Origin of the sequence: Microbacterium sp. che218 (genome assembly GCF_040436305.1) — a bacterium.
GTDB lineage: Bacteria > Actinomycetota > Actinomycetes > Actinomycetales > Microbacteriaceae > Microbacterium > Microbacterium algihabitans.
Map to the genome: position 1 here is coordinate 14,172 of NZ_AP031501.1, position 13,844 is coordinate 28,015.

Here is a 13,844-nt window from a genome sequence, read left to right on the forward strand (position 1 = left end):
CATGTCCTCTCGTCGGCCCCTCGCCGTGACGGCCGCCTCCGCGGTCGCGATCCTCGGGGCGGGGGCGGTCGGAGCCCGCACCCTCATCGTGCGCCAGGCGGCGATCGCCCGGCGCCGCATCGGCAAGCCGCTCGGCGAACAGGCGCTCGACGCCGATCGCGTGTGGCGCCGCAAGAAGCATCCCGGCAGCCCGGTGGAGCTGCTGCTGCTCGGCGACTCGATCGCAGCGGGTCTGGGAGCGACGCACCGACGCGATACTCTCGGCGCGCGGCTGGCGAAAGGCGTCGCGCGCTCGGCCGGACGCCCCGTGCGACTGCGCACCGCCGCCGTGGTCGGATCGGAGACCTCGGCCCTCGCCGCGCAGGTCGCCTCTCTCCCCGCGGGGTATCGACCGGATGCCGCGGTGATCGTCGTGGGCGGAAACGACGTCACGCACCGCATCCCGGCGTCGCGCGCGGCGGAACAGCTGGAGCAGGTCGTGCGCGACCTGCGCGGACGGGGAGTGCCGGTGGTCGTCGGCACGTGCCCCGACCTCGGAACCCTCCGTGCGATCCCGCAGCCGCTGCGCGCCCTCGCCGCCCGCTCGTCGCGACAGCTCGCGGCCGCGCAGGCCGCCGCCGTGCACCGGTCCGGGGGTCGCGTCGTGGCGCTCGCGCGCGCCGTGGGGCCGGTGTTCGCGGAGCGGCCCGACGAGATGTTCAGCGAAGATCGGTTCCACCCCAGCGCACTCGGCTACCGCCGTACGGCGGAGGCCCTGCTGCCCGCCGTGCTCGCGGCGCTCGAGCCGGCGCAGGGCGATCGGCGTCCGGCGAAGACGCCCCGATCCCCGGCGGACGCATAGCTCGCGGATCTACGTTTCCCTCACGCCTCCCATCGATGTCTTCCTCAGCACCTGGCGCGCCGATCCGCTCACGCTCGGCGTGCTCTTCGTGGCATCCGTCGCGTATGTGCTCGGCGTCCGGCGGGTGCGCCGTCGCGGCGAGACCTGGCCGGTGCTGCGCACGATCGGGTTCTTCGCCCTCGGACTGCTGCCGTACGCGGTGATCGAACTCGGCTTCCTCGGGGTGTACTCGGCGGAGCTGCGGTGGGCCTTCTCGACACGCGTCGCTCTGCTGATCTTCGCCGTGCCGGCGGGGATCGCGGCCGGGCGCCCGCTCGACCTCGTGCCCTCGGGCATCCGGGAGCGGTTCCTCGCGTCGAGGGTCACGCGCATCTTCGGCAATGCGATGGTTGCCACGGTCGTCATCGCCGCGGTCTTCTGCCTCTTCCTCACCCCGATCGCCGGCATCCTGCGCGTGAATCCGGTGGTCGAGGCCTCGCTCGGGATCGTCGTGCCCCTCGTGGGGCTCGCGATGGTGCTGCCGATGATGGCGTTGGGCGCCGTGCACACCGGCACCTTCATCGCGATCGAGTTCCTGCTCGCGTTCGTCGAGCTGCTGATCGATTCCGTGCCCGGTCTGTTGCTGCGCCTCAACGACGGCGTGCTGGATCTGATCCCGGATGCCGCACAGACGGCGCCCTGGTGGCCCTCGCTGCTGCACGACCAGCACCTCGCCGGCGACATGATCTGGTTCATCGCCGAGTTCGCCGACGTGCCGATCCTCGTCATCCTCATGATCCGTTGGATGCGCTCGGACCGCGTCGAGGCGAAGGGCTTCGACGACCTCTCCGACGAGGAGTACGACGAGATGACCCGCGCCCACCTGCGCGGAGAGCGTTGACCGGCCGCCCGCACGCCGACAGGCTGGGGGAGTGCGTACCCACGAAGACGTCGACGCGTTCCTGACAGAGACCCTCGTCGGGTCCGACCCCGCGGGCGAGGCCGCGCTCGCCGCCCAGCACGACGCAGGACTGCCCGCGATCGAGGTCGCCCCGGTGAACGCGAAGTTCCTTCACCTGCTCACGCGCATCGCCGGGGCGCGTCGCGTGCTCGAGATCGGCACCCTCGGCGGGTACTCGACCATCTGGTTCGCCCGCGCCGTCGGCTCGGACGGGCAAATCGTGACGATCGAGGCGGAACCGGCCAACGCGGAGATCGCCCGCGCGAATCTGGCGAATGCGGGCGTCGCGGACCGCGTCGACGTGCGCACCGGTCGCGGAGCGGACGTGCTGCCGACCCTCGTCGACGAGGAGCCGTTCGACCTCGTGTTCATCGACGCCGACAAGGAATCGAACGAGACCTACCTCGACTGGGCCGCTCGCCTCGGCCGACCCGGCACGGTCGTCGTGCTCGACAACGTCGTGCGCGGGGGAGAGGTCGCCGACGCCGACACGCCCGACAGTAAGGTGCAGGGCGCTCGCCGCGGCATCCTGATGCTCGGCTCCGACCCCCGCTTCGACGCCACGGCGCTGCAGACCCTCGACCGCAAGGGCTGGGACGGGGTGGCGGTGGCGATCGTGGTGGATCCGGCGGCAGGCCTCGGTGGGCACAGAGGTCCCTGAGCTCGTCGACGGGACCGGACCCACGCGCGTACCGGTGGCTTCGACAGGCTCAGCCACCTCGTTCCCGACCCGCGCGCGCCGGTGGCTTCGACAGGCTCAGCCACCTCGTTCCCGATCCGCGCGCGCCGGTGGCTTCGACAGGCTCAGCCACCTCGTTCCCGATCCGCGCGCGCCGGTGGCTTCGACAGGCTCAGCCACCTCGCACCCGACTTGCGCGCGCCGGTGGCTTCGACAGGCTCAGCCACCTCGTTCCCGACCCACGCGTACCGGTGGCTTCGACAGGCTCAGCCACCTCGCACCCGACCCGGCCCCACGGCCGCCGAGCGAGATCACTAGACTCGACCACGGACCGACGACGCTCCGCCCCCTCTCCACCCAAGAACCAACGAGGAGTCCTTCGTGGCACTTATCGAGGCTGTCAACGCGCGCGAGATCCTGGATTCGCGCGGTAACCCGACCGTCGAGGTGGAGGTGCTCCTCGACGACGGAATCGTCCAGCGGGCCGCCGTCCCCTCCGGCGCGTCCACCGGCGCGTTCGAGGCCTACGAGCTGCGCGACGGCGACAAGAGCCGCTACAGCGGCAAGGGCGTGCTGAAGGCCGTTGCCGCGGTCGTCGACGAGCTCGGCCCCGCCATCGAGGGCGTCGAGGCCAGCGAGCAGCGCATCATCGACGAGATCCTCATCGAGACCGACGGCACCGAGAACAAGTCGCGCACGGGCGCCAACGCCATCCTCGGCGTCTCGCTCGCCGTGGCCAAGGCCGCCGCCGACAGCGCCGACCTCCCCCTGTTCCGCTACCTCGGCGGACCCAACGCGCACCTGCTGCCCGTTCCGCTGTTCAACGTCATCAACGGTGGCGAGCACGCCGACAACGGCATCGACTTCCAGGAGTTCTTCCTCGCCCCCATCGGCGCCGAGACCTACGGCGAGTCGCTGCGGTGGGGCACCGAGGTCTACCACGTCCTCAAGGGCGAGCTGAAGTCGGCCGGCTACAACACCGGCCTCGGCGACGAGGGCGGCTTCGCCCCCGACCTGCCCAGCAACCGCGAGGGCCTCGACTTCCTCATCCGCGCGATCGAGAAGGCCGGCTTCACCCCCGGCACGGACATCGCCGTCGGCCTCGACGTCGCCGCCACCGAGTTCTACAAGGACGGCGTGTACACGGTCGAGGGCAAGGAGTGGAGCGTCGACACGCTCGTCGACTACTTCGCCGACCTCGTCGCGAACTTCCCGATCGTCACGATCGAGGACGCCCTCGCCGAAGACGACTGGGACGGCTGGAAGAAGCTGACGGATGCCATCGGCTCCAAGGTCCAGCTCGTCGGCGACGACCTGTTCGTCACCAACCCGAAGCGCCTGCAGCAGGGCATCGACCTCGGCGTCGCCAACTCGCTGCTGGTCAAGGTGAACCAGATCGGCACGCTGTCCGAGACGCTCGACGCGATCTCGCTGGCCACCCGCTCGGGCTACACCTCGATGCTGTCGCACCGCTCCGGCGAGACCGAGGACACCACGATCGCCGACCTCGCCGTCGCCGTGAACGCGGGCCAGATCAAGACCGGTGCCCCCGCGCGCAGCGAGCGCGTCGCGAAGTACAACCAGCTGCTCCGCATCGAAGAGGACCTCGGCGACGCCGCGGTCTTCGCGGGCCGCTCGGCGTTCCCCCGCTTCAAGGGCTGATCGACCGACCATCGAGGAGGGGGAGCCGAGAGGTTCCCCCTCCTTCGTCGTTTCCGGCTGAACGGATGCCGAGACGCGGCGCGTCCGCGAGCCGCCGAGGCCCCGCGACGTAGACTCGCTCGGGTTCCGATGACGTGCGCGCCGGGACGAGGAAGGGAGCATGCCGTGGATCGACCGACATTGCCTCCCCGCCGCCCCGCGGCATCCGACGCCCCGAAGGCGAAGAAGACTGCTTCGCCGCGCGCCGGATCGTCCGCCCGTTCGTCCGCCTCACGCCCCGCTTCGACGCGACCGACCTCGTCGCGTCCCTCGGCTCCGCAGGCGACCGGCCGTCGTGTCGACGTGCGCGAGTGGCTGGGCAAGGTGCGCGTCTCGGGCTTCGTCGTCATCATGCTCGGCCTGGTGGTGCTCGGCACGTTCGTGCTCGTTCCGACCGTCGGCACCTACATGGACCAGCGCCAGCAGATCCAGGCCCTGCGCAGCGCGGTCGAGCTCAGCCAGTCGGAGGTCGCCGACCTGCAGACCCAGCGCGACCGGTGGTCGGACCCCGCCTACATCCGCACGCAGGCGCGGGAGCGGCTCGGCTACACGTTCCCGGGCGAGGTGGTCTACCTCATCGACAACGACCTCCCCGCCTCGGCGACGCCGCAGGAGCAGGACGACGTCAGCCAGGACGTCGGCCAGACGCACACCGACTGGATGGCGCAGATGGTCCGCTCGGTGGCCGCCTCGGGCGCGGCCCAGGTCGCGGTGCCCACGACCCCCACGATCGGCGTGCCCGACCCCGCGCCCACCGACGCCCCGCCCGCAGGCTGAGCCCGGCGCACGCTCGGCGGAGTGTCGCCGAGCCCGGGTACCCTGAGAGCGATGAGTACCGCAACGCTTCCCCCCGCTTCCGACGTCGACCTCGCCGTGCTGCAGGCGCAGCTGGGGCGCGTCCCGCGCGGAGTGGTGGGCATCGCCGCGCGGTGCGTGTGCGGCAACCCGACGGTGGTCGCAACCTCGCCGCGGCTCGACGACGGCAGCCCGTTCCCCACGTTCTACTACCTGACGCACCCGGCCGCGACGGCTGCGATGTCGGTGCTCGAAGCGGGCCACGTCATGAAGGAGTTCTCCGACGAGCTCGCCGAAGACGAAGAGCTGCAGGCGGCGTACGTGCGCGCGCACGAGGCGTACCTGCGCGATCGCGCCGCCTACGGAGAGCCCGAAGAGATCGCGGGCATCTCCGCGGGCGGAATGCCCACTCGCGTGAAGTGCCTGCACGCCCTCGCCGGGCACGCGCTCGCGGCCGGCCCGGGGGTCAACCCGATCGGCGACCGCGCGCTCGCCCGCGGTACCTGGTCGCCCGAGCGCTGCGCCTGCGAGAGCCCCGGGGCGGGCGGATGAAGCGGGTCGCCGCAGCCCTGGCATCCGTCATCCTCGTGGCGGTGTTGACGGGTGCGACGGCGACGCCCGCACCGGCCAACCCGGTGCCCGAAGACCCGACCGACTCGGTACGCGCCTCGGAGTACTGGCTCGACCAGTACGGCGTGCGCGAGGCGTGGAAGACCACGCGCGGCGCGGGCCAGAAGATCGCGATCATCGACACCGGAATCGGCCGCGGGCCCGCCGAGTTCAGCGGGGCCGTCGTCGGCGGCACCGATGTGTCGGGGGTCGGCGCAGCCGACGGGCGCACCCCGGTCGGCGCGGTGGACTCCAACCACGGCAGCTGGGTCGCCTCGCTCGCCGCCTCGCGCGGCACCGGCAACGGCCGCGGCATGATCGGCGTCGCGCCGGAGGCCGAACTGCTGTCGATCTCGGTCGGCTTCGGCAACTCGACCGCCAAGCCCTTCACCGAGCAGATCGCCGACGCCATGCGCTGGGCGGTCGACAACGGCGCGACGATCATCAACCTCTCGCTCACCACGAACACCCTCGACTGGGACACCAGCTGGGACACCGCGTTCGAGTACGCCTTCGATCACGACGTCGTCGTCGTGGTCGCCGCCGGCAACCGGGGGAGCGGGACCGACCGGGTCGGTGCGCCCGCCACGATCCCGGGCGTGCTCGCCGTGGGCGGCGTCGATCCCAACGGCGTCGCGAGCAACGACGCGTCGACCCAGGGCATCACGATCGGACTGTCGGCCCCCAGCGAGCGGCTCGTGGGTGTCTCGGCAGACGGGACGCTCGTCGGGTGGAACGGCACGAGCGGCGCGGCCCCGATCGTGGCCGGCATCGCCGCGCTCGTGCGGTCGGCGCATCCCGACCTCGACGCCAACAACGTGCTCGCCCGCCTGATCGAGACCGCCAAGCCTGCCAACGGCGCCTCGTCGGTGCCCGACAAGCTGTACGGGTACGGACTCGTGGATGCCGCCGCGGCGGTGTCGGCGCGCGTGCCGAGCGTCACCGAGAACCCCCTCGGCAGCCTCAAGGAGTGGATCCGCCTCTACCGTCGGGCCGACACCGAGCCCGCACCCGAGCCGACGTCGTCACCCGTCGTCATCCCAGCCCTGCCCCCCGTGGAAGCGGCGCCCGCCGCCGGTTCGCCTCTGCTGCCCTCGCGCGATAGCGTTCTCTACGGATCGTTGCCGCTCGCGGGTGCCACCGTCGCGGCTATAATGATTGCGCTCGGCGTCACTGCTGCTGCCCGGCGAATTCGACAGGCGCGCGTCTCCCGCGAGCCGAGCCGCACCACAAACGAGGAGTCCCTCCCATCGTGACAACTACCGTGCCCAGAATCCTCATCGTCGGTGGGGGCTACGCAGGTTTCTACACCGCCTGGAAGCTCGAGAAGCTCCTCGGCCGCGGCGAGGCCGAGGTCACCCTCGTCGACCCGCTGCCGTACATGACGTACCAGCCGTTCCTCCCCGAGGTCGCAGCCGGCGAGATCGAGCCGCGCCACGTCGTCGTGGGTCTGCGCCGCCACCTCAAGCGCACCACGGTCATCGCGGGCAAGGTCACCGGCATCGAGCACGCCTCGAAGACCGCGACCATCACCCCGATCGAGGGCGACGAGACCTTCACGCAGAGCTACGACCAGATCGTCGTGACCGCCGGCGCCGTCTCGCGCACGTTCCCGATCCCGGGCATCGCCGACAACGCGATCGGCCTCAAGACGATCGAAGAGGCCGTGGCCATCCGCGACCGCCTCACCTCGAACTTCGACAAGGCGTCCGTTCTGCCCGCCGGTCCCGAGCGCGACCGCCTGCTGACCGTCGTCGTCGTCGGCGGTGGCTTCGCCGGCATCGAGGTCTTCGCCGAGCTGCGCGCGTACGCCTCGTCGCTGCTGAAGTTCTACCCGACGCTGGCGTTCGAAGACACGCACTTTCACCTCATCGAGGCCATGGGTCGCATCATGCCCGAGGTGTCGCAGAAGACGAGCGAGTGGGTGCTCGCCGACCTCGCGAAGAAGGGTGCGTTCGTGCACCTCGACACGCAGGTCAAGGGCGCCGTCGACGGTGTCATCGAACTGTCGACCGGTGAGCAGCTGCCCACCGACCTCATCATCTGGACGGCAGGCGTCATGGCCAACCCGACCGTCGTGCGCGGGAGCGACCTGCCCGTCGAGGAGCGCGGTCGCATCCGCACCCGCCCCGACCTGCGCGTCGGCACCGAAGACGAGATCGTCGAGGGTGCCTGGGCCGCCGGTGACGTCTCGGCCGTCCCCGACCTCTCGGGTGGTGGCGTGGGCGGCTTCTGCGTCCCCAACGCCCAGCACGCGGTGCGTCAGGGCAAGCTCATGGCGAAGAACATCGTGGCGGTGCTGCGCGGCGAGCAGCCCAAGGAGTACAACCACAAGAACCTCGGCGCCGTCGCGGGCCTGGGCCTCTACAACGGTGCGTTCCAGTCTGGCAACATCGCCCTCACGGGTCTGATCGCCTGGTTCGCCCACCGCGGTTACCACGGCCTGGCCATGCCCACGTGGGAGCGCAAGTTCCGCGTGATCGGCGACTGGATGCAGAACTTCTTCCACGGCCGCGAGGTCGTCAACCTCGAGGCCGTGCAGAAGCCGCGCGCCGCGTTCGAGGAATTCGCCGCGCGTCCGCGTCCGGCCGCTCCCGCCGCCGACGCTCCCGCGCCTGCGGCTGCCCCGGCCGACAAGAAGGCCGAGCCCGTCGCCGCGAAGTAATCTCTCGCGCGTCCGAGACCCCCGTCCCCCTGTGGGTGCGGGGGTCTCGTCGTTTCCGGATGCCGCGGGGCGACGTGGCAGGGCCGTCGTGCGGATGCCGTGGGGGACGCGCCGGGTCGCGGCATCCGGGTTCGGCGTGTCGGTGTCGCGGTCCGCGGGACGGCGGGTGGCGCGGTGTGCGGGGTGGCGGGGCCGTCGTGCGGATGCCGTGGGGGACACGCCGGGTCGCGGCATCCGGGTTCGGCGTGTCGGAAGTGCGGTCCGCAGGACGGCGGGCGCGCGGCCGCCCCGCGATACGGTGGAGCACGGGCCCCCGTAGCCCAATGGCAGAGGCAGGCGACTTAAAATCGCTTCAGTGTGGGTTCGAGTCCCACCGGGGGTACGCGAACGATACAGCGCTCTCCGCATCGCCTGGGAGTCCTCACCCGGCTCCGTAACCTCCGTCACCCCGCGGTTACACTGAAGGGCAATCTCTCGAACGGAGTGTGGGGACTTATGTGGGAGTGGCTCGTACCGGTCATCGTGATCGTCGGCATTCTGGTGATCGCCGGCATCTACCTGTGGGCCACCTACAACGCCCTCGTCGCGCTCAACGTGCGCGTGGACGAAGCGTGGAGTGACATCACCGTCCAGCTGAAGCGGCGCGCTGACCTTCTGCCCAATCTCATCGAGACGGTGAAGGGCTACGCCGCCCACGAGAAGGCCGTCTTCGAGAACGTCACCCGGGCGCGTGCCGAAACGCTTTCGGCGCAGAGCCCCGCCGAGGCGGGTGTCGCCGAGGGCCACATGCAGCAGGCGCTGAAGTCGCTGTTCGCGGTCGCCGAGGCGTACCCGCAGCTGCAGGCCAGCCAGAACTTCCTCCAGCTGCAGCACTCGATCGTCGACACCGAAGACAAGATCCAGGCGTCGCGCCGGTTCTACAACGGCGGTGTCCGCGAGCTGAACACCAAGATCAAGGTGTTCCCCAACAACCTCTTCGCGCGCCAGCTCGGCTTCCACGAGCGCGAGTTCTTCGAGGTGGTCGACGGCGCCGCCATCTCGGAACCGCCACGCGTGCAGTTCTGACCTCACGCGCCCCCTCCGCTCCGGCAGAGGGGGCGCGTTTCAGTCGGCGCGCCCGTCGGGGTGATCGTGCCGGTCGGCGCGCAGCGCTCCGGCGATCTGGTCGGCCGCGTCGCCCCAGCGTGAGACGGTGACGCGTTCAAGGCCCTGCCAGCGGGCGGCCGTACGCAGCTCGGCGGCCACGCGCTCCGCGGCCTCGGGCGGTGCTCCGCGCTCCCACCAGGCCGACTGGACGCGCAACGCGCTCTCGGCGCGATCGGCCTTCAGATCGATGCGGCCCACGACGTCGTCGCCGACGAGCACGGGCAGCGAGTAGTAGCCGAACCGGCGCTGGGGAGCGGGCGTGTAGATCTCGATGCGGTAGTCGAAGTCGAACAGCCTCTCGGCGCGATCGCGGAACCACACTACCGGGTCGAAGGGGGTGAGGATCGCCGCCGCATCGATGCGTCGCGGGCGGGCGGCGTCGCGGTGCAGCCAGGCCTTCGCCGGGCGCCCGGCGATGAGCCACCCGTCGACCTCGACCGGCAGAAGCTCGCCGCTGTCGACGAGATCGCGGATGCCCGCGAGCACGGCGGGACGGTCTCGGATGCGCCAGTAGTCGGCGAGGTCGGATGCCGTGGCCACGCCATACGCCATGGCGGCGCGCCGGACGAGCTCGCGGATGGCCTCGGTGCGGGGGACCGCCGTGTCGAGGACGGAGGCGGGGAGGACGTCGGATGCCAGGGCGTAGCGCCGCTCGAAGCCGCGGCGCCCCGCGATGGCGACCTCGCCGAACAGCCACAGGCGTTCGAGGCCGTTCTTGACGTCGTCCCAGCCCCACCAGGAGCCCCGCGATCCGCTGCGCGCGTCGTGGTCGATCTCGGCCGGCCGCAGGGGCCCGCGATCGGCCAGTTCGTCGCGCAGCCACTGCAGCAGGGGCTGGTTGGCCTCGGCCCAGGCGTCGTGCCCGTACTTGGCCCGGAGGTCGTCGCGCCGGAACTGCAGCAGCGGCCAGTCGTCGACCGACACCAGCGAGGCGACGTGGGCCCATGACTCCACCCACGACGGACGACGGGCGAAGGCGAGCTTGTCGAGCAGTGCGGTGTCGTACGCCCCGAGGCGTGCGAACAACGGCATGTAGTGCGAGCGCGAGAAGACGTTGACCGAGTCGATCTGCAGGATGCGCATGCGATGTAGGGCGCCGGTGATCTGGCGCGTGCCGACCGCGTCGGGCCGGGGGCGGGCGAAGCCCTGAGCGGCCAGGGCGATGCGGCGCGCATCGGCACGGCGGAGCGTCGTGGTCATGTCTGTCACCGTATCGGCGACCTCCGACATGCTCGGCGATCCACGTCGGAGGGCGGCGGTAGGCTGACGGGATGAGCGGCACCGATCCCGAACCTCGCGGATCGTTCCTCGACGCCCTCAAGCGGCGCACCGTCTCGAGCGACCTGCAGCCTCCGGTGCCGCCCGCGCTGCGCCAAGCGACCGCCTACGCGTGGCGTCTGCTCGTCATCGCCGCTGCTCTCGCCGTCGTGGTGTTCGTGGTCATCCAGCTGAAGCTGCTGGTCGTGCCGCTTCTCATCGCGGTGCTCATCACCGCGTTGGTGTGGCCGGCCTTCTCGTTCCTGCTGCGCCATCGGTGGCCGAAGTGGCTGGCCATCGTCGTCACGGTTCTGGGCACGATCGCCGTCATCTCGGGGCTGGTGTGGTTGGCCGTCTGGCAGATCACGCGCGAGTTCGGCTCGGTGCGCCAGCGCACGGTCGATGCCGTCACGCAGTTCCGCCAGTACCTCATCGACGGCCCGCTGCACTTGAGCGCCCAGCAGATCGACGACGGCCTGCGGCAGGCGGGGACCTTCCTGCAGCAGCAGGCGGAAGTGCTCTGGACCGGCGCGCTGGCCATCGGCACGACGATCGGCCACGTCGGCACGGGCGTGCTGCTGACGCTGTTCATCCTGCTCTGCCTTCTCGCCGACGGCGGCGGCATCTGGCGCTGGACGACCCGGTTGTTCCCCCGCGTCGCGCGTCCCGCCGTCGACGGCGCCGGTCGCGCGGGGTGGCGCACCGTGAAGAGCTACGCCCGCACGCAGCTTCTCGTCGCCACGATCGACGCGGTCGGCATCGGCCTCGGTGCCTTCCTGCTCGGCGTGCCGCTGTCGATCCCCATCGCCGTGCTGGTGTTCCTCGGCGCGTTCATCCCGTTCGTGGGAGCCGTCGCCACCGGAGCCCTCGCCGTCTTCATCGCCCTGGTCTACAACGGCCCGTTGATCGCCCTGTTCATGCTCATCGTCGTGCTGGCCGTGCAGCAGATCGAGAGCCACATCCTGCAGCCGATCCTCATGGGCTCCGCCGTGAAGGTGCACCCCCTCGCGGTCGTGCTCGTCGTGGCGGGTGGGGCGATGGTCGGCGGGATCGCCGGCGCCCTCTTCGCGGTGCCCCTGGCGGCGTTCGTCAACGTCGTGGCCGTGTACCTCAGCACAAAGGCCTGGCAGCGCACCGGCGACCCCCTCGCATCCCCGGATCTCATCTGGCGGACCGTCCCGCGCGAGCGCGGAAGGAGATCATGAACGACACTCCCACTCTGGCCGAGTTCGAAGATGCCGCGCAGAACCTGCGCGGCATCATCACGCGCACGCCTCTCGACGAGTCCCTGCACCTGACCGAGCTCCTCGGCGTGCCGGTGAACCTCAAGCTCGAGAACCTGCAGCGCACGGGGTCGTTCAAGATCCGCGGGGCGAGCTACCGCCTCTCGCGGCTGTCCGCCGAGGAGCGCGCGCGAGGCGTGGTCGCGGCATCCGCCGGCAATCACGCGCAGGGGGTCGCCCTGGCCGCGCAGCAGCTGGGCATCTCGGCGACGATCTTCATGCCTCTGGGCGTTCCCGTGCCCAAGCTGCTCGCGACGCGGGGGTACGGGGCCGAGGTCATCCTGGAAGGCGCGACCGTCGAGACGCCCCTGCGCCTCGCGGCGGAGTTCGCCGAGCGCACGGGCGCCGTGCTGATCCACCCCTTCGACCACCGCGACATCATCGTGGGTCAGGGAACGCTCGGACTCGAGCTCGTCGAAGACATGCCCGACCTCGAGACCGTGATCGTCGGGATCGGCGGAGGAGGCCTCGCCGCGGGCGTCGCCGCGGCCGTCAAAGCCCGCGCGGCCGCCGAGGGACGGACGGTGCGCGTGATCGGCGTGCAGGCGCACAACTCCGCGGCCTACCCGTCATCGCTCGCCGCGGGGTATCCGATGCAGGTCGAGACGACCCCGACGATCGCCGACGGCATCGCCGTCGCCCGCCCGGGCGACCTGCCGTTCGAACTCATCCGCCAGTACGTCGACGAGGTCGTCACCGTGACCGAGGACGACATCGCGCGAGCGCTGCTCGTTCTGCTCGAGCGCGCCAAGCAGGTCGTCGAACCCGCGGGGGCCGTCGGCGTCGCCGCGATCCTCGCGGGCAAGGTGAAGGCCAGTGGCCCCACGGTCACGATCCTCTCGGGCGGCAACATCGACCCGCTGCTGCTGCAGCGCGTCGTGGCGCACGGGCTCTCGGCATCCGGTCGTTACATGTCGCTGCGCATCCCGCTCCCCGACCGTCCCGGGCAGCTGGCCCGCGTGTCGGAGCTGCTCGCCGGCGTCGGCGCGAACGTCATCGAGGTCTTGCACACGCGCCACGGGCAGGGCCTGCAGATCAGCGAGGTCATCCTGCAGCTGAGCGTCGAGACGCGCGGCGAGGAGCACCGCGCCCTCGTGATCCAGACGCTCGAAGACGCCGGGTTCATCGCGACCGTCGTTCCGAACTGAGCGCCCGGCGCCTCGCCGGTCTCGTCTTGACACGGGCGCGGTTCGCGGGCTGTGCGTGCGACGGGCGTGCGCCGGAGGGCGCGGCCGGTGTCGCACGTCGCGCGGTTTGGGGCGCATTTCGCCGTTCGGGGCGAGAATCATCCGCCCCGAACGACGGAATCCGCCCCGAACGCGCGAGGTCCGCGGAAACGCCGCGAGCCGCCCACCCGACGACGGGGGAGCGGCTCGCGAGAAGTCAGCGGGTCACTGACCCGAGTAGGTCTCGACCTTCACGACCTCGACCGAGATCTCTTTGCCGTTGGGCGCGGTGTACGAGCCCGTGTCGCCCTCTTTGAGCCCCATGATGGCGGCACCGAGGGGGGACGCCTCGCTGTAGACGTCGAGCTCGGAGTTCGCGGCGATCTCGCGGTTGCCGAGCAGGAACTTCTCTTCGCCGCCGGCGACGATCGCGGTGACGACGGTGCCCGACTCGACCACGCCGTGGCTCTCGGGGGCCTCGCCGACCTTGGCGTCCTTGAGCAGCTGCTGGAGGGTGCGGATGCGGGCTTCCTGCTTGCCCTGCTCGTCTTTGGCGGCGTGGTAGCCGCCGTTCTCCTTGAGGTCTCCCTCTTCGCGTGCGACCTCGATGCGCTTGGCGATCTCTTCGCGACCCGTCGTCGAGAGGTGCTCGAGCTCGTTGTGGAGGCGGTCGTAGGCGTCTTGCGTGAGGAACGTCACCTGAGCGTCGTTGGACACGGTTACTCCTTCGTCGAGGCGCTGACGGCGATGCGTTTTCGGGCC

The 13,844-nt window shown here is 70.9% G+C and carries 13 protein-coding genes and 1 tRNA gene; 12 read left to right on the plus strand and 2 right to left on the minus strand.

Features of this window, described 5'->3' with window-relative positions:
• The first annotated feature begins 1 nt into the window (after position 1).
• The 10 genes from ABXS86_RS00050 to ABXS86_RS00095 all read left to right on the plus strand — a co-directional run bounded on the left by ABXS86_RS00050 (position 2) and on the right by ABXS86_RS00095 (position 9,295).
• Complete coding sequence (locus ABXS86_RS00050; RefSeq protein ID WP_353665227.1) at positions 2-841, plus strand: SGNH/GDSL hydrolase family protein; 840 nt, start codon at positions 2-4, stop codon at positions 839-841.
• An 88-nt stretch (positions 842-929) separates the two neighbouring features.
• The gene (locus tag ABXS86_RS00055; RefSeq protein ID WP_353665228.1) at positions 930-1,721 is read left to right on the plus strand and encodes a cytochrome c oxidase assembly protein; all 792 of its coding nucleotides are present in this window, start codon (positions 930-932) and stop codon (positions 1,719-1,721) included.
• A gap of 31 nt (positions 1,722-1,752) precedes the next feature.
• The gene (locus tag ABXS86_RS00060; RefSeq protein ID WP_353665229.1) at positions 1,753-2,442 is read left to right on the plus strand and encodes an O-methyltransferase; all 690 of its coding nucleotides are present in this window, start codon (positions 1,753-1,755) and stop codon (positions 2,440-2,442) included.
• Positions 2,443-2,841: 399 nt separating this feature from the next.
• Entirely contained in the window at positions 2,842-4,122 is a 1,281-nt protein-coding gene (gene eno, locus ABXS86_RS00065; protein ID WP_094733999.1) for a phosphopyruvate hydratase, read from the plus strand.
• A gap of 165 nt (positions 4,123-4,287) precedes the next feature.
• Positions 4,288-4,938: an FtsB family cell division protein gene (locus tag ABXS86_RS00070; protein WP_353665230.1), complete on the plus strand. Its 651-nt coding sequence runs from the start codon at positions 4,288-4,290 to the stop codon at positions 4,936-4,938.
• A 51-nt stretch (positions 4,939-4,989) separates the two neighbouring features.
• Positions 4,990-5,508 carry a DUF501 domain-containing protein gene (locus ABXS86_RS00075; protein WP_353665231.1) on the plus strand — a complete coding sequence of 173 codons (519 nt, stop codon included), beginning with the start codon at positions 4,990-4,992 and terminating at the stop codon, positions 5,506-5,508.
• Positions 5,505-6,821, plus strand: a complete 1,317-nt coding sequence (locus ABXS86_RS00080; protein WP_353665232.1) for a S8 family serine peptidase — start codon at positions 5,505-5,507, stop codon at positions 6,819-6,821. The genes ABXS86_RS00075 and ABXS86_RS00080 overlap by 4 nt, the downstream gene beginning before the upstream one ends.
• 8 nt (positions 6,822-6,829) lie before the next feature.
• Positions 6,830-8,230 carry an NAD(P)/FAD-dependent oxidoreductase gene (locus tag ABXS86_RS00085; protein WP_251509411.1) on the plus strand — a complete coding sequence of 467 codons (1,401 nt, stop codon included), beginning with the start codon at positions 6,830-6,832 and terminating at the stop codon, positions 8,228-8,230.
• Between the two features lie 309 nt (positions 8,231-8,539).
• A tRNA-Leu gene (locus ABXS86_RS00090) sits at positions 8,540-8,612 on the plus strand.
• 113 nt (positions 8,613-8,725) lie between these two features.
• On the plus strand, positions 8,726-9,295 hold the full coding sequence (locus tag ABXS86_RS00095; protein WP_144835306.1) for a LemA family protein: 570 nt from the start codon (positions 8,726-8,728) through the stop codon (positions 9,293-9,295).
• A 39-nt stretch (positions 9,296-9,334) separates the two neighbouring features.
• Here ABXS86_RS00095 and ABXS86_RS00100 read toward each other — a convergent pair whose 3' ends face one another.
• Positions 9,335-10,576: a winged helix-turn-helix domain-containing protein gene (locus ABXS86_RS00100; protein WP_353665233.1), complete on the minus strand. Its 1,242-nt coding sequence runs from the start codon at positions 10,574-10,576 to the stop codon at positions 9,335-9,337.
• A gap of 71 nt (positions 10,577-10,647) precedes the next feature.
• Between ABXS86_RS00100 and ABXS86_RS00105 the strand changes: the two genes are divergently transcribed.
• Together ABXS86_RS00105 and ilvA are read left to right on the plus strand one after the other, a co-directional pair.
• Positions 10,648-11,838, plus strand: a complete 1,191-nt coding sequence (locus tag ABXS86_RS00105; protein WP_307212313.1) for an AI-2E family transporter — start codon at positions 10,648-10,650, stop codon at positions 11,836-11,838.
• A complete protein-coding gene (gene ilvA, locus ABXS86_RS00110) occupies positions 11,835-13,064 on the plus strand; it encodes a threonine ammonia-lyase (RefSeq protein ID WP_353665234.1) in 1,230 nt (409 codons plus the stop codon). The genes ABXS86_RS00105 and ilvA overlap by 4 nt, the downstream gene beginning before the upstream one ends.
• Positions 13,065-13,307: 243 nt before the next feature.
• Here ilvA and greA read toward each other — a convergent pair whose 3' ends face one another.
• Positions 13,308-13,799: a transcription elongation factor GreA gene (greA, locus tag ABXS86_RS00115; RefSeq protein WP_353665235.1), complete on the minus strand. Its 492-nt coding sequence runs from the start codon at positions 13,797-13,799 to the stop codon at positions 13,308-13,310.
• Positions 13,800-13,844 lie beyond the last annotated feature (45 nt).

What these genes read in the sequence shown, in the direction of transcription:
- ABXS86_RS00050 (WP_353665227.1), top strand. Translation starts at nt 2, where the DNA reads ATGTCCTCTCGTCGGCCCCTCGCCGTGACGGCCGCCTCCGCGGTCGCG.
- ABXS86_RS00075 (WP_353665231.1), top strand. Translation starts at nt 4,990, where the DNA reads ATGAGTACCGCAACGCTTCCCCCCGCTTCCGACGTCGACCTCGCCGTG.
- ABXS86_RS00080 (WP_353665232.1), top strand. Translation starts at nt 5,505, where the DNA reads ATGAAGCGGGTCGCCGCAGCCCTGGCATCCGTCATCCTCGTGGCGGTG.
- ABXS86_RS00095 (WP_144835306.1), top strand. Translation starts at nt 8,726, where the DNA reads ATGTGGGAGTGGCTCGTACCGGTCATCGTGATCGTCGGCATTCTGGTG.
- ABXS86_RS00100 (WP_353665233.1), bottom strand. Translation starts at nt 10,576, where the DNA reads ATGACCACGACGCTCCGCCGTGCCGATGCGCGCCGCATCGCCCTGGCC.
- ABXS86_RS00105 (WP_307212313.1), top strand. Translation starts at nt 10,648, where the DNA reads ATGAGCGGCACCGATCCCGAACCTCGCGGATCGTTCCTCGACGCCCTC.
- ilvA (WP_353665234.1), top strand. Translation starts at nt 11,835, where the DNA reads ATGAACGACACTCCCACTCTGGCCGAGTTCGAAGATGCCGCGCAGAAC.